Origin of the sequence: Leptospira sarikeiensis (genome assembly GCF_004769615.1) — a bacterium.
Classification (GTDB): Bacteria; Spirochaetota; Leptospiria; order Leptospirales; family Leptospiraceae; genus Leptospira_B; species Leptospira_B sarikeiensis.
Map to the genome: position 1 here is coordinate 487,461 of NZ_RQGF01000012.1, position 23,049 is coordinate 510,509.

Below are 23,049 nucleotides of genomic sequence, written 5' to 3' on the forward strand. Positions count from 1 at the left end.
AAAGCTTTACAATGGAGCAGGCTCAGTAGAACTGGTAAAATAGGTCACTAGCCTGCTAAAAGAAGAAACTCATGCCTACAATTAGCCAATTGATAAGACACGGCAGGAAGAAACAGATTAACAAATCTAAGTCTCCTGCATTAAAAAGTAGCCCCCAACGCAGGGGAGTTTGTACGAAGGTGACTACCTTCACTCCAAAAAAACCGAACTCGGCTTTGAGAAAAGTTGCAAGGGTTCGTTTAACCACCGGTATCGAAGTGACCGCTTATATTCCTGGTGAGGGACATAATCTTCAAGAGCACAACGTTGTTCTGATCCGTGGGGGAAGGGTAAAAGACCTTCCAGGGGTTCGTTATCATATTATCCGCGGTACCTTGGATACTCTAGGTATTGATAAACGTCGCAAGGGTCGTTCTAAATACGGAACGAAAAAACCTAAGGCGTAAGGGAGTTATTAGGAATGTCTAGAAGAAGAGGAAAAGTAGAACCACGCAAAGTCCAACCGGACTCAGTTTACGGAGACGTAAACATCGCGAAATTCATCAATTGCCTAATGTTGGATGGAAAGAAGTCCGTCGCAGAATCTTTATTTTACGATGCACTTGAGCTAATCCAAAAAAAGACCGGAAACGATCCTTACGTTACTTTTAAAGAAGCTTTAGAAAACGTAAAACCTCAGGTGGAAGTTAAGTCCCGCCGTGTGGGTGGGGTGACTTACCAAGTTCCGATCGAAGTTCGTCCTGAAAGACGTTTAGCTCTCGGGATCAGATGGTTGATCCGTTATTCTAGAGATAGAAACGAGAAAGGAATGGCTAATAAATTAGCTGCAGAATTCATCGAGGCGCAAAAAGGCACCGGTGCTGCTATTAAGAAAAAAGAAGATATCCGCAAAATGGCAGATGCGAACAAAGCATTCAGCCACTATCGCTGGTAAGATTCTTAACCTCCAATATCTCGCGGTTGCATGAGCCGCGAGAATATAATGAAGGGACTCACGAAAAGAGTCCCTTTTTTATTTCTTCTCATTGAGTAAGTTCGATAACTTCTTTTCTATCGACAAAAGTATTTCCGAGGCCAGAATCAGGCCATGGGACAAAAACTTTCTATCTTATATCTATTCTCCTTAATACTCTCTCTTTCTTGCGGGGGACCATACGTAAAAATTCCGGATTCCGCAGAACTTGGAAAAGAATATCCTTTTCCTGAGGAAGAATCGATCGCTAAACGAACTTTGGAACTGACTCTTACTTCGCTTAAAGAATCCTATAAGGATGGAGCTCTTGTAAGAAGGGACGCACATCCGAAACATCATGGTTGTGTAGCAGCTACCTTTACCGTAAAAAAAGATCTAGACCCACAATATAAGTTAGGAGTTTTTCAACCTGGCAAAACGTATCAAAGTTTAGTGCGTTTCTCCAACGGATCTCAAAAACCTAAAGCGGATCTAGAAGGAGATATTCGAGGAGTAGGTATCAAACTTTTCGACGTTCCCGGAAAGAAGATCCTAGCTGAAGAAGCACAGGAAAAAACTCAGGACTTTTTACTGATCAATCACCCTGTTCTTCCTGTAGGTGCTCCCGATGAATACCTTGCTTTATTCGAAGCAGCGTTTGCCGGGAAACCGGGCTCATACTTTTTCGGTTGGAATCCATTTGCTTGGAAGTTGGGCGGACTTTCAAAAGTAAGAGCAATCCGAGGCAAGAAGATCACGAGTCCATTAGAAATTCGTTATTGGTCTACTACTCCATATTCTTTCGGGGAAGGGAAAGCGGTGAAATATTCTGTAAAACCTTGCTCAGAAACTAAATCGGAAATCCCGGATACTCCGGCAGAAAACTATTTAAGAGAAACGATGAGCAAACAACTGAAGGAATCTTCTGCTTGTTTTACTTTTATGGTCCAGGCTCAAAAAGATCCTCAATCTATGCCGATAGAAGATCCAGCTATTGTTTGGGACGAAGAAGCTTCCCCATTCTATCCTGTTGCGGAAATTCTGATCCCTAAACAAGAATTTACAAATGAGAAGATGGATTCACTTTGCGAAAACGTTTCCTATACTCCTTGGCATTCTATTCAAGAACATAGACCTTTGGGTGGAATTAACCGGGTTAGAAAATCAGTATACCAAGCTATTTCCGATTATAGACACGGACAGAATAAAACCAAAAGAAAGGAAATCGATAAGAAAGATATACCTTCTAAGTTAATTCCTTAATATATAGCCTTGATGATAGTTAGGTCTGGCTCGAACCAGTAGGCCTAACTATCAAGTATTTATGATTACGTTAGAATTTCCTTATTTCTGAACGCGATAGATCCTGATCTCGTCTTTCTCATCTATAAAAGTTTTATAAAGTATGAAAGTTTTGAAGATCTCATCGTATTTTTGTATTTCTTTTCGATATCTATTTTGGTCTTTATAATATCTTTCGTAGCTTGATTTGCTTGCGATTATAAATTCGAATCGGTTTTTAATATACCATTCCGGATCATTTTCGATGAGTCTGCTAAGCGCAGAAATCGAATATTTTTCAGGATTTATAAAAGGAGAATATCTTTCTAAGGCTATTTTTGATCCTTCGGGAATATTTTTCGGGATCCATTCGATTGCTTCTTTCTTTGCATATAAATTATATAAACCTCTATCGATCACTATTGAGTTAAATATTAGAGGAAGAACAAATAAGAACGGTAAAGCATGTAAGGCCCATTTGGAAATCTTGGGTATTTTAGAGAATGAATTTAATGACCAGTTAAATACCGTTTCAAAAAAGAAACCTGATAAAATTAGTATGGGCGGGATTGCGGGAAGTATCGTCCTATCGTTTCTAACTACAAAAGTTGAAATAAATCCGAAATATAGAATAAAGAAAGAAGAAAATAAAATTGTTCCTTTGTCTTTACGATACCAACCAATTCCGATCTGTAATAGCGCAAAAACAAAGAGGAAATTCAAATTTTCCCATAGATAATTCAAATACCAAAGAAGGGTATTTCCTTCCATCCCTGGATGACCTGTGGAATAATGAGTTGCTTCATACTGAAGTTGAAAAAGAAAAAGTGTTCTTTCCTTATACGCATAAGGAGTAGTAATAAGGAACCCAATTAAACTAAATAAGGCTGCTTTAAATAAATTTAGATCTTTCCAGCCCTTGATTCCTACACGTAGAAAATGAGCGATCGGGATCGTAATTCCTACTAAAACCGCATTATATTTGCAGGAGGCGGCAAACCCGACAAATAATCCCGCTAATATATAATTCCTCACTCTGCCATCTTCTAAGAGATGTATTGACATATAGATCGAGAGTAGGATGAAAAAAGTGGCAAAGATATCCGGGGTTATTGTTCGACTAAGAGTTACTATGGTCGGACAGCACGCGACGGCAACTGAAGAATAGAAAGAAATGATATTATATTTTTTTAATTTATCCGGAATTAGGTAAGAGAGAGCGATACAGCCAAGGCCGAAACAGACCGATATGGATCGGGTCAATAGAAATAGATTGGGCTGATTGGTTTTAACACTTCCCATTTCTAAGTAAATTAAACTTTGGATGTCGTAAGTGCTGCTTAAAGTCCCGAACAATTTACCGATCAAATAGTAAGGGCCGATCGCCAAAAAGTTTAGGTAGAACGATAAAGAGGGGTATTGAAAAAAGTATGGATTCAAAGTGCCATAAGCAAACATCCTTCGGCTGATCTCGAAGTTTGTCGGCTCATCCGGATGGGATATATACGGCAAATCATAATTTACTCCATAGAGGATCAGAAAAGATCCAATGAATAGAGTAATCAATAGAAGTATTTTATTTTTCAAAAGATTGATCCCGACTTTTTTAGCATAGTTAAGTCGATGTTTCTCAATCGCAAGCCTAATATTTTTGTTAAGTTCTTCGTAGCAAGTGCTGACAAATCACTAGTACAAAACTTTATATGCACCGTTCGTCCCGGCTGGAATGTCTTTGATCGCTTCGAATTTTAAACCAGTATCTTGAGCATTTTCAAAAACAGTTTGAGTGATTAAGATCTCTCCTGCTTCCGCAGTATCTTCCCCCAACTTGCTTGCGGTATTCACTTCGGATCCGAAAACATCTGAATCTCCGATCTTTAAAACTTTTCCGTATCCTAGTCCGACGCAGAGTAAAATTTTCTCTTCTGGTATTTTATCCTTATTATATTCAAGTAATTCTTTCTGCATCCTGATCGCAGCTTGTAGACCTTTGGATACATTTCTGAAGATCACAAGAAAACTGTCTCCTTCGGATTTTAATAGGATCCCGTCGTGATCTTCTATGATCGGCACTAATACTCTTTCAGATTCATGTATGGTTTGTAGAAAGTGAATGATCCCGAACTTTTCCACACCTCTGGAAAAACCTGAAAGGTCTGTAAACATGATACACCAGATCTCGCCGAATAAATCCCAGATCCTTGCATCGATCTTTTCCTTGTCGGCGCCCGGTTTTAATCTTTCTAAAACTAAGTTTTCTAATCTATCTTCGGATGCGCTTGCGAATATACTTCTTTTGTATGCCATAAGAACCGAATAGTAGGTCTTACTAATTGGAATTCGTCGACCCATTTTTTGAACGACTAAATATGAAAAATGAGTTATCATTGTTCTCGGTGAGAATGAATGAGATTCGTATGTGAATTGAGCTGGGAATATTGTGTTTCGGGTTTTGCTTTATATCAGCTAAAGATGAATTTTCTACGCTACTATCCGATTGCAGGTTTGGCGTTTATCATCATTTGGATCTGGAAAAAGAAATATTTCCAAAAGTTCAGGATACAAAATGATTTTCCAAAGAAAGAAAGGGTTATATTTGAGCTAAAACAATCTGCAGTTACTCTCATTATGTTCAGTGCAATAGCAGTTACTGTGTATGTACTCGGAAAATTAAAAATCCTTCATTTAAAGACTTACAAAGACTTTTGGGAATATGGTTTGGGATACGCTTTCTTAAGTTTTATTTTAATTACGATCTGGCATGAGACATGGTTCTATTGGGCTCATAGGATCATGCATCACAGAAAGTTCTATCCGTATATTCATTCCATACATCATAGATCCACAAATCCATCTCCAATGGCTGCGTATAATTTTCACTGGATAGAGGCTTTTTTAGAAGGTGTGTATGTTGTTCCGGCCTTATGTATTATCCCGATGCATTTTTCTGTGTTTCTGATCCATACGTTTTATGCAATGATCATGAATATCTGGTGGCATTTGGGATACGAATTTTTTCCTAAAGGATGGACGATTCATCCTATCTTAAAATGGATCAATACTTCCACTCATCATAATTTGCATCATCAGAAGTTCCATGGAAATTATAGTTTATACTTCAATTTCTGGGATCGGATCATGGGGACGAATTTTAAGGATTATACGGAGAAGTTCGAGGAAATAAAAGAAAAAGTTGATAAGGAGGAAATCCAGTTGGGGATCTCCTCCGGTTTATTGCAAAAATCTTAATTATTCTTTTACTCGGACCTTTAGTAATCTTCTTCTTAATCGTATTTCTTCTTCTATAGATTTAGATAGCGCATTAAACTTTCGGTTTTCTAGATCCACTTTTTGGACCAATGTTTCGAATAGAGGGTTCGATTTCCCATCAGGCACGATGAAGCTAGGCTTAATTTCACCTTCGGTATAGGCTCGGAACGATGCTACGTTTGCATCTTCGTCTATGAATATCACGGAGCCGCCATGGGATTTCATCGGTTGGATCGTATCTACTACCCATCCTCCGGTATTAAAGATCTGTTTATCGGATATTTTCAGACCTAAATCCTGAGATTCCACTGCGAATGGCTTATGTGTATGCCCGAAAATGAAGGTGTAATCGCTTGGGAATGCTCTTTTGGACTTTTTCGTTTCTGCATCCCATTGTTGAGGAAGAGTTTGTTCCAAATATGAATTCATATTATGAACGACTTCTTCACTTAAAACGGCATCCGACATTCCTCTCTCCGCCTGACCTACCTTGACCACAATTTTGGTAAGTACGGAAGTAAGGGCGTAATAGAATAATTTCTTTAATGGGTAGAATATATTCAAATTTCTTAAAGTATATGAAGAAACATTTGCGGCCAATCTTTTTACCGCTTTTTCATCTTGCAGCATGTCATAGATGAGCCCGATCCCTGTTCCTACTTTTCCGGATCTTCCTAAGGTGGACCAAAAGAAGTCGATCCAAGCAAAGTTTTCTCTTTCTAAAGTATATATGGATGTTGGATTCGGGACTTCTTTGTGAGGTCGAAATGGGATGTAGTTCCCCATTTTCGCCCAAATCGAAAGGCTCGGTTTTGGTTTATCTTTATCCTCGTCTATCTCAGGAAGTAAAACTCTTTGGACTGTACTCATTAGGGAGTAAATATTTTCTAAAAAATGGCCATGAGTTAAGAAGACGGAGCGTTTTTTATTTTTGGAGGCGATCTCATAATTCGGATAAGCGATCACTGCTTCGGCTTTCTTTAACTTTTTGTTTCTTCTTAAGATCCCAGTGAGAAGATCCGATTGAATGAAATCCGGATCTATCATTTTAGTAGTATGCCAAGTTTGGTTTATATATTGGTTCGGTTTTAAGGAAGCGATATAATCCATGTATTGTTTTTCTCTCGCGGTTTCCCAGAGGTGATGATCGTGATTTCCGGGAATGTAAAGAATGCTATCGGAGAAAATATGTTTGGTTTCTTTATAAGTAACTTCCAGAAATCTTTCGAATGTCATCGAGGCTTCATTGATATCGCCTAATGCCAATTCAAGTACGTCTCCTAACAGAATGAACTGTGGAGCTTTGGAAGATCCGTTTACAGACTGAACAATATGTTTGATGCAGTTTACTAACTCTGCTAATGCGGGAGAAGTTTTTTGCGGATTTACTTTAAACTTATCAGATTCTTTTACCGGATCGGGAAACTCTTCGATGTATGTAAGTAAACTATTATATGCGCCGAGATGAATGTCGGAGATAACGATATATTTGATCTTACTTGTAGGCATTAAGAAGTGAATCATTCAAAAATCGTAAATAAAATCAATTAATTATTGCTATTTTTAGGCAAATGCAGCAAATAAGTAGATTTTTCTGCGTTAGGAGGCCTACTTGAAATTTTACGAGGCCGTAATTATCGGGACTGGGTTCGGAGGTTCAATCAATGCTTGTCGTTTATCAAAAAAATGGCCGGGCAAAGTTTTAGTACTCGAACGAGGGAAGGAATATCCGAAGGGTTCTTTCCCTAGATCACCCGAAGGGATGTCCAAAAATTTTTGGAATATTCCGGAAGAGGGTTCGATCCCAAGATCTTCTAAGTTCAAACAGTCCGGTAGACAGACCGGCTTATTCGATATTAGTAATTATCCAAAACTTGATGTAGTTCTCTCAGCCGGTCTAGGCGGGGGTTCTCTTATCTATGCGAACGTATTTTTAGAACCTCCGGATCATATTTTCGATCATCGTTGGCCGGATACTTGTAAAAAGAAGAACTTAAAACCTTATTATAAAATAGTAAAAGAGGTTTTGGGCTCTAGGCCTATCCCTGATACTAGTGATGAAAGAAGAAAGGTTGTTCGGACTGAACTTTACGAAAGTTTCGCCAAACATGAATCCAGGGTTTCTAAAAGAGCGGATATCAACGTATTCTTCGGAAATGATTTTAAGAAGCCGACTCCGATAGGAGTTCAGGAGAAGAACCGCTACGGTGCTATCCAAACTTCCTGCACGTATTGCGCGGAATGTGATGTTGGTTGTAACACTCACTCTAAGAATACCTTGGATCTAAATTATCTTTTTGTGGCCAAAAATTCCAATAAGGCCGAGATCAAAACGGAACATCTTGCGACTAAGATCGTTCCTTTGGACAAACAAGGAAAAGAGGATCCTTCTCAGAGCGGTGAATTCGGCTATAGGGTCCATTATCTGAATCTACAAAATGGTCAAACCGTCGAAACTTTTGTAGATACGAAACGAGTCGTGGTTTCTGCGGGGACCTTAGGTTCAACGGAACTTCTTCTTAAATGTAAAACCAAGTTTAAGACTCTTCCAAAAATTTCGGATAAGATAGGAACACAATTCTCCGGAAATGGTGACTTCCTTTCCTTCACTGCAAAAGGCAAAAAACCTGCGGATCCGAATTATGGCCCGGTTATCACACAGTATACGGACTATAATTTATTCTCAAATTTCGACTCCAAAAGAGCGTTTTTGTTGGAGGACGCAAGTTATCCTGTATTTGCATCTTATTTCGTTTCCGGGGCCATTCCGGTCATTTTCAGATTAAAGTTCATTCTTCATTTTATTGGAGAATTGTTCAAAAGTATCATGAGCGGGAAAATTTTCGGAAAAGTTGGCTTTCTTTTGAGTGAGGCTCTCAAGGGAGACCTTTCCTATACTTCTGCGGTTTTACTCTGTATGGGGATCGATACTTCCGACGGAAAGATGTACTTAGATAAGAAGGGAACTCTTCAGATACATTGGCCTCAAGAAGAAAACTTAACACTTTATAATAGCATAATGGATGTGAACAAAAAGTTTTCTAAATTTACTGATGCTAAGACTAGATTCCCGATGCCTACATATTCTTGGCCTGTTAGGAATAATGTGACCGTACATCCTTTAGGCGGTTGTGTGCTCGGCCCTAATCCAAATTCCGGAGTTTGTTCTTCGGATTATAAGACTTTCGGAAAAGTATTCGGTTACGAAGGTCTTTATGTTGCGGATGGTAGCTTGCTACCGACTGCAGTGGGTGCAAATCCTTCCATGACTATCTCGGCTTTGTCCGAATTGGTAGCTGAAGGGATCACCGGTAGAAAGCCGAATGCAAGTTTAAGGTAGGATAATCGATTGGCGACAGCGACGAAAAAAAAATCTAAAAAGACTTCAGGAAAGCCAAAGTTAGGCAAAACAGGAGTTAACTCTCATCCGGTTAGTCTGGAATTTACAGAAGAAATGAAAGGTTTCGTTTCTATGCCTGGTTCTTTTAATTACGAAGAAGATTATCAAGCGGGAAAAAAATCAGGGAACTATCTGATGTTCCATCTAACCATTAGAGTGAACGATACTCAGTTTTTTGTATACGATCCGAACGAAACGGGAGAAGCGATCGGTTGGGTCGAATGCCAGCACTTAGGTGGTCGTTTCGAGGTGGAGAAAGGAATTTTCAATTGTTTTGTGGATTACGGAAAACCTTCTGCCAACGAAAAACATATGAAGTATCGCTTATTCTTAAAGAATAAAGCAGGAAGGAAGATTACATTAAACGGGTTCAAGAAGGTAGTCGACGACGGAATATTAAATATCTGGAGAGATACTTCTACACTTTATACAACGGTATACGAAGGATATGTGGACGAGAAGGCGGAGCCTAAGGCTAATGTTTTAGCAAAAGGGATCCTGCATATATTAGAAAAAGATTTTATTAAACAAATGACGACTTTCAAATCCAACGGTCGGACTTTCTCGGAAAGAAAGGATGCGTTATTCAGATTTGGAGAAATGTTCTTAGGAAATCTTTGGGAGATTTACGGAGCACAGTTCAGAAAAGCGGAACCTGAACTTTGGAGAGAAAGAGATATTCCGGTTTTCACTCTAGACGGTGTCAAAGGGTCCAAGATCAGCTTTCACCCGTTCACAACCGATGATAAAATTTCCTTAAACTTAGTCCGCTTTCAGAAGAAAGAAAGTAAAGACGTAGTCATTCTGATGCACGGCCTAACCACATCTACGGACATGTTCGTGATGCCTGAGCATAAAAATTTGGTTACTTACTTGCATGAGAACGGTTTCACGGACGTCTGGAGTTTTGATTGGAGGGGAAGTTTACGTTTTAATTATAATCTATTCCCTCATAGATACACTTTGGATGATATCGCATTATATGATGTGCCTGCCGCATTAAAAGTCGTGAAGGATGCCGTAGGTTCCGGAAAAAGGATCCATTTTGTGGTGCATTGTGTAGGTTCCATCTCTTTCTTTATGAGTCTTTTCGGAGGGAAAATAGACGGAGTCACAAGTGTGGTATCGAATAGTGTCTCTCTTACTCCAAATGTTCCTACTTGGTCTAAGATTAAACTCGCTTTCTCTCCTTTTTTAATGGAGTCCGTTTTTAGATTTCCGAATGTGAATCCTCGCTGGTATTATCTGCCTGGGATAGCTTCCGGAAAATTATTATCCAGATTCGTAAGCCTTTTTCATCACGAATGTGATGAGCCTGCCTGCCATATGTTGAGCTTGATGTGGGGAACTGGATGGCCTGCTTGTTACGAACACGCAAATCTTCCTGATATTACTCATAGAAGAGTAGGGGATCTATTCGGTGCGACTTCTATGAACTATTATAGGCATATCCGCAAAGCAGTAGGTCGTAAATCTATGATCAAGTATACGCCTACAGATAAAAGATATGAATCACTTCCGAATAATTATTTGGATAAGGCATCCGAGGTGAAAACCCCGATCCTTTTCATGACGGGAGATCAGAATAAAGTATTCAAGGATTCTAATATTATTGCGTTCGAGACATTGAATCGTTTGAATCCGGGAAATAAGAACGAGTTATTCATCGCAGAAGGATACGGTCATCAAGATACTTTAATGGGAAAAAAAAGCGACCAAGACGTTTTTCCTAAGATCGTGGAATTCCTACGTAAGAACTCTAACGGAGTGAAAAAAGGGTAAGATGTCCAAGGATAATCGCCAAGTTGTTTTTCTTACGGGAGCCGCAGGAGGTATCGGTAGAGAGACCGCGGCTTTACTTTCCGAAAAAGGATATCTTCTTTTTTTGACGGATCTGCAGAAACAATCTGCGGATCTGAAAAAATTCGCCAAAACATTAGGAAAAGATAATATAGTATATCCTTGTGATATTTCTAAAGCATCCGATTCGGAAAAAGCGATCAAGGAATGCGTAAAACAATTCGGAAAGATCGATATTTTAGTGAATAATGCCGGGATCATGAGACCTTCTAAGTTCGAAAAATTGTCTCAAGAGGAGATAGACGAACAGATCAATATCAATATAATCGGTACAATTCGCCTAACTAAGCTCGGAATGCCTCATCTAAAAAAGTCAAAGGGTAAACTTATTATTCTTTCGTCTTTAGCGGGGATAGTTCCTGCACCTCATCATTCCATTTATAGTGCCACAAAGTTTGCATTAAGGGGCTTTGCTTTAAGTTTGTATTTGGAATGGAAAGAGATCGGGATCCGTGTAAGTTCTATTCTTCCGGGGACCATTCAGTCCCCTATGACAAAGTATATGGCTTCTCAGGACAGTTCTCCGATGGCTTATATCAATCCACCCTTGCCTAGCTCGGAGGTCGCAAAAGGGATCTGGAAGGCGATCAATTCAGATAAAGCCGAGATCTATATTACGTATTCACAAGGTTTACTTGCGAGGATCGCGTTATTATTCCCTTCTTTACTTTCTTTGATCTATCCGATTATGGCAAAGAAAGGGATCCGAAATTTCGAATCTTGGAAGAAAAAAGGAGTCTTTGATTAAGAACGAAGGTTTAAAGACCTTCGCTTAACTCCTTTAATTTTTGATTCATTTGAATATGTGAATTTCTTACGGCACCTTGGATATGCGAACTAAATAAATTAGGCATAATTCCTGTTAAAATCGCCGTATGACTAAATTTGGTGCGACCGGGGGTGATCTCTTCCAACGTGAACAGATGATCACCGGCAAACATATATTTGAAAAAGAGTGGAAAGGCTCCTTTCCAGGATATGGATTGAGTATGAGTGAGTTCGTATATCAACGCTTTAGTCGGTAAATACACTCCAGTAAAATAATAATCGAAAACGATGATAGATCCATCTTTGATCGGTTGACCTAAGATCTTTTTTAAGAATGGGTTCCAACGTGGAAAAGTGGGGAAATCTGTAAAAATATTCCAAATTTTTTCAGGAGTGGCCTGGATTTCTATCGTAGTGACGATTGTTTGGGCTTTCATACGTCACATAAGGGACGTTAAATCTGAAAAATATTCAACTAACAAATGTTTAAAATTCGGTAAATTATGAATTGTAAAAGTTTTATTCTCTATATCGTTTTAGCGGCGTTATTCGCCAATTCCCCTTTGTTCGCAGAAGACAAGATCAGTATAGATAAAGGGATCGAAAGGTTACCTTTGGGGAAATCCGTCTTCTACCTTGAAGATAAAGAAAGGAAATTAACCTTTTCTGATATTAGTAAGGAGGAGATGAAGAGTAACTTTGTAAAATCCGATCAGGAGTCATTGGATTTCGGTCAAGGCAATCATAATTTATGGTTCAGATTAACTTTCTCAAACGAGACTCCTGAACCGGTTTCAAAATTAATAGAGATCAATTATAGTAATATAGATATCGCACAATTCTATCGTCCGAGCGAAAACGGAAATTTCGAAATGGAACAAAGCGGGATGCTTTTCCCTTTTTCGGATAGAAAATTTAAGAACAGGAATTTCGTTTATCCGATCAAACTCGAGCCCGGAGAAGAAAAAACATATTACATCATGACTTGGACTAGCGGCGGTTTAAAAGTCCCTTTAACTTTATGGGATAAGGAAGCTTTCACTCAGTTCAACGCGGACGTGCAACATGGTTTAGGATTATATTATGGGGTTATGATAGTCATGATCTTATATAATATATTCATATTCTTCTCAGTGAGAGATGTGAGTTATTTCTATTACGTCTGTTATATTCTCGGATTTTTAGGGATACAATTGGTTCTAACAGGTCATGGTTTTCAATATATCTGGCCAGGCTTTCCTTTCTTGCAGAGAAATTTTTATGTGATATTTACCGGGATCTGTCTCGCTTCGGTGTTATTATTCACAAAACGATTCCTGAACACAAAGGAAAATGTTCCTGCATGGTTGGATAAATCGATGAAAGTCATGATTGTCGCTCACGGACTTCTTCTTTTTACTCCTATATTTCTTCCCCCTGAAATCACCGTAAAATTGGCCTTAGTTCTCACTTTGCCGGTGCTTGTTTTTATTCCTACGGCGACAGTGATCAGCTTCTTGAAAAAATTCAGGCCAGCTCGTTACTTCCTACTCGCTTTTACCGTTTTGACTATTTCCGGAACGGTTGTAGTATTAGGATTTATTAATGTAATCGGTTCTAGTTTTCTCACTGAATACGGGCTTTACTTGGGTTCTACTATGGAAGTGATCCTTCTTTCCATCGCTTTGGCGGATAGGATCAATATCATGAAGAAGGAAAAGGAAGAGGCTCAGGCAAAAACTTTAGAGATGCAGAAAATCCTGACGGAATCTTACGCGAGATTCGTACCTAAGGACTTTTTGGCTAATTTGGGAAAGGATTCTATCCTGGATGTACGTTTGGGGGACCAGATCCAAAAAGATATGGCAGTACTTTTCAGCGATATCCGTTCCTTCACTACATTGTCCGAGCAGATGACTCCTGCTCAAAATTTTAACTTTATCAATTCATATTTAAGTAGAATGAGCCCGATTATCCAAAGGCATAACGGTTTTATCGATAAGTTTATCGGGGATGCGATTATGGCTTTATTTCAAAGAAACGTAATCGATGCGGTTTCTGCCGGTGTAGAGATGCAAAAATATCTGAAAGAGTATAACGAACATAGACATCGTCAAGGTTATATTCCAATCCAGATAGGGGTAGGTATACATTCAGGATCCTTGATGCTCGGAACAATAGGTGCCGAAGAACGATTGGAAGGTACCGTAATCTCAGATACGGTGAACTTGGCGTCTAGAATAGAAAGTTTAACTAAGGTATACGGATCTAGGATCGCAGTCAGTGAAAGTACGATCGAAGAAGTAAAAAAAGACGGTAAGTTCCATTTCAGATTCTTGGATAGAGTAAAGGTAAAAGGAAAACAACGACCTGTATCCGTTTACGAGGTATTTGACGGAGACGAACCGGAACACCAAGACCTTAAACTGAAAACAAAAGAGTTTTATGAAAAAGGAGTAAAGGCTTTTTACGCTAACTCTTTCGAAGAGGCTAAAATCCAATTCGAAAACGTAATCTCCGTATTTCCCGATGATAAGGCCACACAATTATACTTAAAACGTTTGTACCCGGTTACTCATGAACGTAAATTAGAAGAAGTGGAAGAATGATCGATTTCCGGGGAGAAATCCCTGGTTGATAAACATCCTATTTAAAGATCGCTCGACTCTATTTTATTCTTTCCTAAAGAAAGGAGGAGTAAAATGTTCCTACAAACGTATTTGTATGTTTCGGGCGTTTGTACTCATCCTGATCTTTTCCGCCGCGTCTTTGTTTGCCGAAGAAGCAATCCCTTTATCCTCATATTCTGAGTGGAAAAGGATTAGTACTGAGGTCTATTACTTTGAAGATCCTACAAAGAAGTCCACGATCGAACTAGTCTCTTCTCCTGAGTATACTGAACACTTTAAAAAATCCGGAATGGACCCTGTAAATTTCGGACAGACCAATTTCGATTATTGGATAAGAATTACCCTTAAAAACACTGAAAAAACATCCATTCGAAAAATTTTAGAAATAGATTATACGAATATAGATCGAGTGGACTTTTTCTCGGAGAATGCTTCCGGCAAACAGGAATTATTTGATTCAAGCGGGATGTCTTTCCCATATTTAGTGAGAAGATTCAATCATAGAAACTTTATCTATACGTTGGACTTCCTGCCGGGTCAAACAAGGACCTATTATCTGAGATTAAACACGAGTGGTGGTTTAGTTTTTCCGATACTCCTATGGAACCCTGAAAGTTTCTATCATCATAATGCAGACATTCATTTAGGTCTGGGACTATATTACGGAATCATGTTTGTAATGATCCTGTATCATATTCTGATCTTTTTTTCCACTCGTGATCTAAGTTATCTATTTTTTGTAACGAATATATTCGGATTTTTTGGGATCCAGCTAGTGCTTACCGGCCACGGCTTTCAATATATTTGGTCGGAACATCCTCATTTACAGAGAAATTTGTACGTGGTCTTTACCGGAATATGTATGTCTTCTCTTGTCTTCTTTGCTCAGAAATTTTTAAATACACAAGAGAACGTTAATAAATGGTTAAATTATTCCTTAACAGGTACTGGAATAATTCATCTTATTCTAATATTCTCTCCAGTAGTTTTTCCGCCGGAGATTACGGTAAAAACAAGTTTAGCATTAAGTATTCTTGCACCTTCTCTTGTGCTCATTGCAGCGTCGGTTTGTTTTTTTAAGAATTATCGCCCTGCGAGATACTTCCTTCTAGCATTCAGTTTCTTATGTGTTTCCGGAATGTTTGTCGTTTTGAAATTTGCGAATCTTGTGGGAGTTTCCAGATGGGCGGATGATGGTCTGTATATTGGATCTTCTATGTCTGCTTTAATATTCTCATTTGCGTTGGCGGATAAGATCAATATACTCAAAAAGGAAAAGGACGAGGCCCAAAGGAAAATTTTCGAAGCTCAAAAAGAGAATTTGGAAATGCAAAAAACTTTGAATGATTCTTTGGAGACCTTAGTCATTGAACGCACTAAGACGATAGAAGAACAAAAACTAGATATTGAAGCAAAAGCCAAATTGATCGAAAAAGATCTGGCGATTGCGGGTAAGATCCAATTTTCTCTTCTTCCTTCTACTCTTCCAAAAGCGCATAACGTTCGGATCGCCTATAGAAGTATCCCGATGCTTCATGTGGGTGGCGATTTTGTGGACTTGATCTCTGATAGAACCGGAAGAGCAATCGGTATTTTTATTTGTGATGTGACCGGTCATGGAACGGGCGCGGCTATGTTAGCTGCGATGGTAAAAATGGCGTTAGCGGACTGGTCCGATTATCTGAGTGATCCTGGATATATGCTCGCTAAAATGAGGGCACAGCTCATGGGAAAATTGAACGGTAATTTTGTGACTGCGACAATGATCACTTTTTATCCGGAATCAGGTCGTATCCTGATCGCTAATGCAGGCCATCCTGAAGCGATCTTAATACGTAAATCTTCAGGTAATCATGAGACGTATCGTCCTTCTGGGATCGCTATCAACGAATTCTTATCCACTCCGAATTATCAAACTATAAAGACTGAGTTGATTAGAGGGGATAAGTTAGTGCTTTATACTGATGGACTTCCGGAAGCAAGAGCGAAAAACGGCGACTTTTACGGTGACGATAGATTTTTAGATCTACTCAAGAACTTTGCCGGATTGGACGCGGATAATTTCTGTAATTCAGTAATCGGGAAGATCCAAGCATTTACTGAAGAAGAACAAAGTTCTCATGACGATATGGCCTTAGTCGTTTTGGAATATTTAGGTTAACGCGAAAGTTCTTTTCTAAACCCCTGAAGATTATATACCTTCCGATCCGATATTAAGTTTAGTCGTTCAGGCCAAACGTATGCTAAGTTCGAATAACCGTACCAGAGTTTACTGGGATATACTAGTATTCGTATGTATTTTCTGGGCTTCTCTTGAATCTCCTCTAAGGATCGTGATCTCTTACGATCAGAATATCATACTTACAGGCGTTTATTTCTTTATAGATTCTATTTTCGCTTTAGATATACTTTGGAATTTTTTCACTCCGGAATATAAACAAGGAAGATGGATATCAAATCGTTCTGAAGTGATCCGGAATTATTTAAGATCATGGTTTGTTCTGGATCTGATCGCAGCTTTTCCTTTCGAATATGCAACTTTTAAGATTTTCGGTGTAGAACAATCCCAACATCCGTATCTATATCTGATCTTAGGGATCACTCGTATATTGAAGGTATTCCGAATCTCGGATATTCTCCATAGGGTAAATTTAGCATTTCAACCGATTCCCGGAGTATTAAGACTAGTGTTATTTTCTTTCTGGGTAACAGTAATCGCACATTGGTGTGCAGTGGGTTGGTTGTATTTGGACGATCTTCAAGATGTTCAGACCGGACTTACTGAATATATTCGAGCTTTATATTGGACCGTTACTACGATCGCAACTGTGGGTTACGGGGATATTACTCCTACAACGGACATCCAGAAGATATATACAATTTTTGTAATGATGTTGGGAGCGGGTGTATATGCTACTGTGATCGGAAATATTGCGAGTATTTTGGGAAATTCCGATCTAGCTAAAGCCGCCCAATTGAAACGAATGGCTCAGGTGGATTCTTTCCTAAAGGCTAGAAATGTACCCGCGGATATAAGAAGAAGGGTCCGTGATTATTATATGTACATTATAGAAAGGGGATGGGGAGAAGATGAGAATTTACTTCTGAATGATCTGCCTTTATCTCTAAAAAGAGAAGTAAAGATCCAATTGCATAAAAGTTTATTGGAGAAAGTCCCATTCCTAAAAGGAGCAGCTCCCGATTTAGTTGCAAGTTTGATATTGTTCTTAAAACCCACTGTCTTTTTGAAAGGGGATATTATTTTTCAAAGAGGGGATAAAGGGGACAGTCTCTATATTTTAAGTGAAGGATCTGTAGATATCATAGGGCCAGATGATAAGACGGTGCTTCTTAATTTGCAGGAAGGCCAATTTTTCGGAGAATTGGCATTAGTGACCGAAGAACCTAGATCTGCGACAGTCCAAGCAAACTCTACATGCGAAATCTATACATTGAATAAGACCGATTTTGATCATTCCTTGGAGATGTTTCCTGAATTCAGATCTGCTGTTGAAAAATCTGTATCTAATCTAAAAAAACATTAATCGAATCGATTCGGATCCTTTTTCCTAAATTGCTTGACCCTCTATTAAATCCTGATAAAAAACTCGGGCTTAAAATAGGAGATTATATGTTACCGGTAATACCGTTAAGTTATTGGGCGATCCTTGTTGGAGTATTGGCGAATGTAGTCATCGGCTTTTTATGGTTCGGTCCTTTGTTCGGAAAACCTTGGGCAAAAGAAATGGGCTACGAAAATATGGAACCGGATACGAAAGCGATGATGAAGTCGATGGGAATTATGATTATCGGCTCATTTCTCACCGGTTTCGTATTAGCTCATAGTCTTTTTGTTTGGAAACCTTCTTCTTGGAATTTGACTGGAGACGGACCTGCTTGGATGTACGGTGCATATGCTGCATTTTATACTTGGTTGGGATTTTATATACCTCAACTTTTGGGATCCGTAGCCTGGGAATCCAGATCTTGGAAATTATTCACCATAAATGCGGGTTATAATCTGGTTTCTCTTGCTGTAATTGGTCAGATACTCGCTGCTTGGCCGGCTTAAGGTATTTAAAATCTACATTCAATTATCTTAAAGAAAGAAGGGTTCTTTATCGGACCCTTCTCTAAGAAAGTCTGATATTTTTCTAAAGAGATTCTAAGAATTTTATTAGATATTCTCTATCCGTTTCCGAAAGTTTTAATACGTATTGTTTACTTTTTTCCGCTTCCCCTCCGTGCCAAAGAACCGCTTCTATAAAAGTCTCCGCTCGTCCATCATGCAATAATTGTAATGTTCCATTTACGGTAGAAACGAGGCCGATTCCCCATAAAGGCGCAGTCCTCCATTCCTTACCTGAAGCTAGATGGTCCGGTCTACCGTCTGCTAAACCTTCTCCCATATCATGTAATAGTAGATCCGTGTATGGACGGATCGTTTGTTCTGATATTTCAGGAGACCCTGCAATAGTACCCGTTTTTAATTTTGGGATATGGCAGGAAGTACATCCCGCTTGGAAAAAGATCTTTTTTCCGGCTAGTACATCCGGAGAGGAGGCGGTTCTTCGTGCAGGAACTGCAATGAGCCTCATGTATTTTACCATTATATCTATTTTTGTCTGAGATAATTCAGGTAAGTTTCCATGAACGGAGCTTAAACACGCGGTTTGGGCAGATGTGCAATTCTTAGAAGTGAATAGAGGGCTTGTTACCCCGATATCTTCTAAAAATGCCCTAGAGCCTTGTTGTTTTAGATTCGGTTCATTCGCTTTCCAACCGAACCTTCCAATCTTTTCGGTTCCACTCTCTATATCAGGAACTAGATTTATTCTTCCTGATATTCCGTCCGAATTGGAGTCCGATGGATCCTGTAGCGAGAGGATTGTAGTATCCGAAAGCGCTTCTAACAAGCCCATCCCAATCACCTTAGAAGTATTTCTGAGAGAATAAATTTCTCCATTCGCATCTAAGGGTCCGTAATTCAAATTAGAAAATTCTACACTAGGTTTTCTTAATGTAAAAGTTGTTCCGTCTTGGAAGGATCCGTTGATCTGGGTATAATTGATCGAAGCCTTTCCTTCTGCGGGCACTCCGCTTAATGAAAAAGGTTGGAATTGTCCTCCATAATTCGTGTCGGGAGAGCCGTTGGAGTTCCCACTTAATCGGACTAACGCGGTAAGCATTGTTTCCGTAGGCCCTGAAGGAACTCTTCCTATCCCATTCCCAACATGACATGCAAGACATGAATTTGCATTGAAGATCGGACCCAAACCTCTTCTATCCAATTGACCTGTACTAGAATTTTCCCAGGCGACATCGAATATAGACTGTCCAACGGTAAAATCAGAAATTTTACTTAGAGGAAGTTGCGCGGGAAATTGTAGATATGCTTTAGAGGTAAAATTGTAGGAGGTCATACCTTGACCTCCTGATAATTCTTCTCCCTCTTCGTATTCCCAAGTGTTCTTCGAGTTCGGGAGGTTTGAGAGAAGTGGAAGCAACTCGGCAAATCCGCAAGATGGGTCTACCGAGATACAATCTCCCTTTCCAAAAAATGAATTAGAACATCCTATTAGAAAAAATGAAACTAGAAGAAAATGGTTTCTAAATTTTAGGTTCAAACTTCTATTCAGGGATTGTCAACTCAACCGGGCTTTTTGCTGCCCATGAATCCTGAAGGTCAGGCCTTCCTAAAGAACCTCTGAAATTCCAACCCCATCCATGAATGGAACCCGTTGGCATAAGAACAAACCCATGAAGAGCTCCGATCCCTAAGCTAGAAGCCTTTTCGATCCCGACTACACTTAGGCCGGGCTCTGTCACCTTTGTAGTTGCATCAGGATTTCCTAAATTACCTTGGCCGTTCTCTCCCCAACCTTTTATGGTCCCATCTGCAAGAATTGCAAAACTCTGGGTCCCACCGGAGAATACTCTTTTTGCGTTTGTGATATTATTCACAAGTAGCGGAGAATTTTTAGGGCTATCTTGATTTCCGATCCCTAACTGTCCGCTCGCGTTTAAACCCCAAGCATAAACAGTCCCGTCATTTTTTAATGCGAGAATATGATCTCTTCCGTTTGCGATATGTTTTATCCCGGTTAATCCATCTACTTTAGTAGGAGTAGAAGAGATTGCGGTTGCACTTGATGTGGTCCCATTTCCTAAATTTCCGTATTGGTTTCTTCCCCATACATAAACGTAACCGTCTTTATCCAAAGCAGCCGAATGTTGAGAGCCTGCGATCACTTGAATGATATTCGTAAGATTTACAACGTTTACTGGGTTTGATGATACAGTTGTGGTTGTGATCGCCGGATCTGCATTTCCTAATTGGCCGACATTATTTTGTCCGAATGCAACTACTGTTCCATCCGATTTTAAGATTACAGCGTGATTGAATCCGAATGCTCCCATGACAGCGTTACTGATACCGGGAACTTCGGTGGGAGGAGTTTGGGCAGCAGGGTTTCCTGCAGTTCCTACCGCGGGCTCAGATGTATTTCCTAATCCTAACTGACCTTGGGCATTTGCTCCCCAAGTATACACTTTACCATTATCCTTGATCGCAAGAGAGTTGTTTTGATTAAAACTGATACCTACGATCCCGGAGATGGAAGTAATTTTGGTAATATTCGGATTTGTAGTATCACCTTCGGAGAAGCCGGTCCCGAGTTGCCCTTTATTATTTCTTCCGCAAGTGTATATATATCCGTTCTTAATAAATCCTGAATGTGATCCGCCGGCAGAAAGTAAACTTCCGAAATAGAAAGAGACCGTTTTCTCTACTTTCCCTTTTTCCGTAGTTAATACTATCTTAAGTGAGTTTTGCCCAAGTTTCGGTTTTAAAGATAATTGAAAATTTGTAGTTTCATTTTCAATTTCGGTCTCTTTGGAATCGTTTAGGAAAAATTCGTATGTTCCGGAGCTAGCGTTGTCGATCCCAAGATCGAGTTGGTAAACTGATAAAACTTCTCCTTCCTGGGGAGAAGAGATCTCGAAATTTCCGACAGAAGTAGCGTTTGGAGTATTTGTGCCCAGAAGCCCGAATGGCATCTGGGAGTTTGAATCAGAACAGGTCCAAAGGAATAAAAGTAGTAGGGGGGTTATATGTTTCATAGTTTAAATCGATAATGAATCTAAGTCTCAATATCAAAATAACCAGACTTGAAAGAATCCCTTTTTGGTCAATCCCTAAAATGTGCTCTAAAAAACCAGAATTCTACTTTGTTTCTTTCTTCTTCCAGGTAACCGCAGCGATCCGTTTTTCAGAATTCGAATCTTGGATCAGGATCTCCAAACGTTTCAGTTTGGTTTCCTCTCTCTTAGGACTGATCACCCACCAAATGGAAGTTCTTTTATAATACGGAGCTTGTTCCTGAAAAAATTTCCAGGCCTTGGAATTCTTCTGGAATCGCTTTTGAAAGGATTCGGGAAGTTCGATCGATTTCTGTTCGAAAGAGTATTGTTTCGTTTTTTTCTTTTTCGTGTGAAAGGCTTTGAGACCCGATTCGGTCGCTTTTCCTTCCTGGATCAATTCCTGCATCCGTTTCGTATTTACAGTACTCCATATACTTGTGGCTTTTCGAGGAGTAAAACGGATCGAATAACTATCTTCGTCTAAACCTTTTCTTACACCGTCGATCCAGCCGAAACATAATGCCTCGTCCAGCGCTTCTTTATAAGAAATTCCTTTTTTAGAAGATTTTGTTTTATAAAATCCTAAGACAAGTTCGGATCCTTTATTAAAATTCTTGGAAAGCCAGGAGTGAAATTCTTTTTGATTTTTAAAGAACTTAGGCTGCATGAGGAATTCTACTTGGCAGAAAATTAAAATACATGTAACTTATGAAAGTTATTTCCTAAGGATTTTATGAGAAATAAAAATATAAGCCTCCGTTTTTTTCAAATCTTAATTCTATTCACCCTACAGTATTGTTTAAGTGCTTCCGCAAATATACAGGATTTTAAGGGACATTTTGCCGGGAACGATCCTAGGGATTTGGTCTCCGATATCCCGAAAGGGAAAGTGAGAGCGGTTTTTCTGGGGACAAGTTCCATTCTTCTGGATGACGGAGAAACCCAGATCCTGACGGACGGATTTTTTTCAAGACCTTCTCTTTTTAAAACTGCATTCGGAAAAGTTTCTTCAAATGAAGAAGAGATTAAATACGTTATGCTTCTCTCTGGGATCAAAAAATTAAAGGGGATTTTTGTTTGCCATTCCCATTATGATCATTCTATGGACGCACCATATATTGCAAAAGAGACGGGTGCTAAATTATACGGATCGGAATCCACGATGCAGATCGGAAGGGGAGGAGGACTTGCAGAAGATAGAATGGAATTATTCAATCCCGGAAAAAAGATCCAGATCGGAAAATTTAAGATCACAGTCCTAAACTCGAAACATACTCCGCCATTCAAAATTTTAGGAAAAACGAATGCTGCGGACCCAAACCGCCCTCATTTAACCGAAGCCTTGCCTCAACCTGCAAATGCGGAAGATTATATAGAAGGAGGCACATTCGATTTTTTGGTAGAGCATGGGAAAAATTCCATACTGATCAAAGGAAGTACGAATTATATAGAAGATGCCTGGAAGGATCTAAAGGCGGACGTAGTTTTTCTTGGGATCGCGATGCTCGGGAAATTGGACGAGGATTTCCAAACTAAATATTACGAAGAGACTATCGGTAAAACTTCTCCTAAGATCGTAATACCTGTACACTGGGATAATTTTTTTAGACCGTTAAGCGAGCCGTTGGAACCGAATTTAAGTTTGGGAGACGATGTGAAAAAGGGAATGGAATTTATGATCAGAAAAACTTCTCAGGATGGGATCCAATTTAAGATCCTGAGAGGATTTGAAAGTATACTATTATTTTAAGGGATCAACACTGTTC

General features: G+C 39.3%; 19 protein-coding genes. 12 read left to right on the top strand and 7 right to left on the bottom strand.

Annotated elements, in window-relative coordinates; genetic code table 11:
- The first annotated feature begins 71 nt into the window (after positions 1 to 71).
- The 3 genes from rpsL to EHQ64_RS06765 all read left to right on the top strand — a co-directional run bounded on the left by rpsL (position 72) and on the right by EHQ64_RS06765 (position 2,215).
- Positions 72 to 446 (top strand): 30S ribosomal protein S12, encoded by a 375-nt coding sequence (gene rpsL, locus EHQ64_RS06755; RefSeq protein WP_036090070.1) that lies wholly within the window; start codon positions 72 to 74, stop codon positions 444 to 446.
- 14 nt (positions 447 to 460) lie between these two features.
- The gene (gene rpsG / locus EHQ64_RS06760) at positions 461 to 934 is read left to right on the top strand and encodes a 30S ribosomal protein S7 (RefSeq protein WP_135648719.1); all 474 of its coding nucleotides are present in this window, start codon (positions 461 to 463) and stop codon (positions 932 to 934) included.
- Positions 935 to 1,087: 153 nt separating this feature from the next.
- Complete coding sequence (locus EHQ64_RS06765) at positions 1,088 to 2,215, top strand: catalase family protein (RefSeq protein ID WP_135648720.1); 1,128 nt, start codon at positions 1,088 to 1,090, stop codon at positions 2,213 to 2,215.
- An 81-nt stretch (positions 2,216 to 2,296) separates the two neighbouring features.
- Here EHQ64_RS06765 and EHQ64_RS06770 read toward each other — a convergent pair whose 3' ends face one another.
- Positions 2,297 to 3,820 carry an ArnT family glycosyltransferase gene (locus EHQ64_RS06770; RefSeq protein ID WP_135648721.1) on the bottom strand — a complete coding sequence of 508 codons (1,524 nt, stop codon included), beginning with the start codon at positions 3,818 to 3,820 and terminating at the stop codon, positions 2,297 to 2,299.
- A gap of 99 nt (positions 3,821 to 3,919) precedes the next feature.
- Positions 3,920 to 4,540 (bottom strand): adenylate/guanylate cyclase domain-containing protein, encoded by a 621-nt coding sequence (locus EHQ64_RS06775; RefSeq protein WP_135648722.1) that lies wholly within the window; start codon positions 4,538 to 4,540, stop codon positions 3,920 to 3,922.
- Positions 4,541 to 4,639: 99 nt separating this feature from the next.
- On the opposite strand from EHQ64_RS06775, the gene EHQ64_RS06780 reads away from it, so the two are divergent.
- A complete protein-coding gene (locus tag EHQ64_RS06780) occupies positions 4,640 to 5,482 on the top strand; it encodes a sterol desaturase family protein (RefSeq protein WP_135648723.1) in 843 nt (280 codons plus the stop codon).
- On the opposite strand, the gene EHQ64_RS06785 is transcribed toward EHQ64_RS06780, so the two are convergent.
- Positions 5,483 to 7,012, bottom strand: a complete 1,530-nt coding sequence (locus EHQ64_RS06785) for a metallophosphoesterase (protein WP_135648824.1) — start codon at positions 7,010 to 7,012, stop codon at positions 5,483 to 5,485. It abuts the gene before it with no gap.
- 103 nt (positions 7,013 to 7,115) lie between these two features.
- On the opposite strand from EHQ64_RS06785, the gene EHQ64_RS06790 reads away from it, so the two are divergent.
- From EHQ64_RS06790 to EHQ64_RS06800, 3 genes are read left to right on the top strand one after another with little or no spacing between them, the layout of a single operon-like run.
- Positions 7,116 to 8,843 (top strand): GMC oxidoreductase, encoded by a 1,728-nt coding sequence (locus tag EHQ64_RS06790; protein ID WP_135648724.1) that lies wholly within the window; start codon positions 7,116 to 7,118, stop codon positions 8,841 to 8,843.
- A 9-nt stretch (positions 8,844 to 8,852) separates the two neighbouring features.
- Entirely contained in the window at positions 8,853 to 10,685 is a 1,833-nt protein-coding gene (locus tag EHQ64_RS06795) for an alpha/beta hydrolase (protein WP_135648725.1), read from the top strand.
- Position 10,686: 1 nt separating this feature from the next.
- Positions 10,687 to 11,511, top strand: coding sequence for an SDR family NAD(P)-dependent oxidoreductase (locus tag EHQ64_RS06800; RefSeq protein ID WP_135648726.1), 825 nt, complete (start codon positions 10,687 to 10,689; stop codon positions 11,509 to 11,511).
- A 10-nt stretch (positions 11,512 to 11,521) separates the two neighbouring features.
- On the opposite strand, the gene EHQ64_RS06805 is transcribed toward EHQ64_RS06800, so the two are convergent.
- Entirely contained in the window at positions 11,522 to 11,968 is a 447-nt protein-coding gene (locus tag EHQ64_RS06805) for an SRPBCC domain-containing protein (protein ID WP_135648727.1), read from the bottom strand.
- Positions 11,969 to 12,034: 66 nt separating this feature from the next.
- On the opposite strand from EHQ64_RS06805, the gene EHQ64_RS06810 reads away from it, so the two are divergent.
- The 4 genes from EHQ64_RS06810 to EHQ64_RS06825 all read left to right on the top strand — a co-directional run bounded on the left by EHQ64_RS06810 (position 12,035) and on the right by EHQ64_RS06825 (position 18,212).
- A complete protein-coding gene (locus tag EHQ64_RS06810; RefSeq protein ID WP_135648728.1) occupies positions 12,035 to 14,119 on the top strand; it encodes a 7TM diverse intracellular signaling domain-containing protein in 2,085 nt (694 codons plus the stop codon).
- A 115-nt stretch (positions 14,120 to 14,234) separates the two neighbouring features.
- A complete protein-coding gene (locus tag EHQ64_RS06815; RefSeq protein ID WP_135648729.1) occupies positions 14,235 to 16,301 on the top strand; it encodes a 7TM diverse intracellular signaling domain-containing protein in 2,067 nt (688 codons plus the stop codon).
- Between the two features lie 79 nt (positions 16,302 to 16,380).
- Positions 16,381 to 17,685, top strand: coding sequence for a cyclic nucleotide-gated ion channel (locus EHQ64_RS06820; protein ID WP_135648730.1), 1,305 nt, complete (start codon positions 16,381 to 16,383; stop codon positions 17,683 to 17,685).
- 86 nt (positions 17,686 to 17,771) lie between these two features.
- Positions 17,772 to 18,212, top strand: coding sequence for a DUF1761 domain-containing protein (locus EHQ64_RS06825; RefSeq protein WP_135648731.1), 441 nt, complete (start codon positions 17,772 to 17,774; stop codon positions 18,210 to 18,212).
- An 82-nt stretch (positions 18,213 to 18,294) separates the two neighbouring features.
- Here the strand turns inward: EHQ64_RS06825 and EHQ64_RS06830 are convergent, their stop codons facing one another.
- The 3 genes from EHQ64_RS06830 to EHQ64_RS06840 all read right to left on the bottom strand — a co-directional run bounded on the left by EHQ64_RS06830 (position 18,295) and on the right by EHQ64_RS06840 (position 21,950).
- On the bottom strand, positions 18,295 to 19,563 hold the full coding sequence (locus EHQ64_RS06830) for a di-heme oxidoreductase family protein (protein ID WP_246048616.1): 1,269 nt from the start codon (positions 19,561 to 19,563) through the stop codon (positions 18,295 to 18,297).
- A 208-nt stretch (positions 19,564 to 19,771) separates the two neighbouring features.
- A complete protein-coding gene (locus tag EHQ64_RS06835) occupies positions 19,772 to 21,262 on the bottom strand; it encodes an RCC1 domain-containing protein (RefSeq protein ID WP_135648732.1) in 1,491 nt (496 codons plus the stop codon).
- 103 nt (positions 21,263 to 21,365) lie between these two features.
- Positions 21,366 to 21,950, bottom strand: coding sequence for a YdeI/OmpD-associated family protein (locus EHQ64_RS06840; RefSeq protein ID WP_135648733.1), 585 nt, complete (start codon positions 21,948 to 21,950; stop codon positions 21,366 to 21,368).
- 66 nt (positions 21,951 to 22,016) lie between these two features.
- On the opposite strand from EHQ64_RS06840, the gene EHQ64_RS06845 reads away from it, so the two are divergent.
- Positions 22,017 to 23,033, top strand: coding sequence for an MBL fold metallo-hydrolase (locus EHQ64_RS06845; protein WP_135648734.1), 1,017 nt, complete (start codon positions 22,017 to 22,019; stop codon positions 23,031 to 23,033).
- Positions 23,034 to 23,049 lie beyond the last annotated feature (16 nt).

Bases quoted from the DNA above. Each gene is read 5' to 3' on its own strand.
- rpsL (WP_036090070.1), top strand. From the start codon at position 72: ATGCCTACAATTAGCCAATTGATAAGACACGGCAGGAAGAAACAGATT.
- rpsG (WP_135648719.1), top strand. From the start codon at position 461: ATGTCTAGAAGAAGAGGAAAAGTAGAACCACGCAAAGTCCAACCGGAC.
- EHQ64_RS06765 (WP_135648720.1), top strand. From the start codon at position 1,088: ATGGGACAAAAACTTTCTATCTTATATCTATTCTCCTTAATACTCTCT.
- EHQ64_RS06775 (WP_135648722.1), bottom strand. From the start codon at position 4,540: ATGGCATACAAAAGAAGTATATTCGCAAGCGCATCCGAAGATAGATTA.
- EHQ64_RS06780 (WP_135648723.1), top strand. From the start codon at position 4,640: ATGAGATTCGTATGTGAATTGAGCTGGGAATATTGTGTTTCGGGTTTT.
- EHQ64_RS06785 (WP_135648824.1), bottom strand. From the start codon at position 7,012: ATGCCTACAAGTAAGATCAAATATATCGTTATCTCCGACATTCATCTC.
- EHQ64_RS06800 (WP_135648726.1), top strand. From the start codon at position 10,687: ATGTCCAAGGATAATCGCCAAGTTGTTTTTCTTACGGGAGCCGCAGGA.
- EHQ64_RS06805 (WP_135648727.1), bottom strand. From the start codon at position 11,968: ATGAAAGCCCAAACAATCGTCACTACGATAGAAATCCAGGCCACTCCT.
- EHQ64_RS06810 (WP_135648728.1), top strand. From the start codon at position 12,035: ATGAATTGTAAAAGTTTTATTCTCTATATCGTTTTAGCGGCGTTATTC.
- EHQ64_RS06815 (WP_135648729.1), top strand. From the start codon at position 14,235: ATGTTTCGGGCGTTTGTACTCATCCTGATCTTTTCCGCCGCGTCTTTG.
- EHQ64_RS06820 (WP_135648730.1), top strand. From the start codon at position 16,381: ATGCTAAGTTCGAATAACCGTACCAGAGTTTACTGGGATATACTAGTA.
- EHQ64_RS06825 (WP_135648731.1), top strand. From the start codon at position 17,772: ATGTTACCGGTAATACCGTTAAGTTATTGGGCGATCCTTGTTGGAGTA.
- EHQ64_RS06830 (WP_246048616.1), bottom strand. From the start codon at position 19,563: ATGACCTCCTACAATTTTACCTCTAAAGCATATCTACAATTTCCCGCG.
- EHQ64_RS06835 (WP_135648732.1), bottom strand. From the start codon at position 21,262: ATGAAACATATAACCCCCCTACTACTTTTATTCCTTTGGACCTGTTCT.
- EHQ64_RS06840 (WP_135648733.1), bottom strand. From the start codon at position 21,950: ATGCAGCCTAAGTTCTTTAAAAATCAAAAAGAATTTCACTCCTGGCTT.
- EHQ64_RS06845 (WP_135648734.1), top strand. From the start codon at position 22,017: ATGAGAAATAAAAATATAAGCCTCCGTTTTTTTCAAATCTTAATTCTA.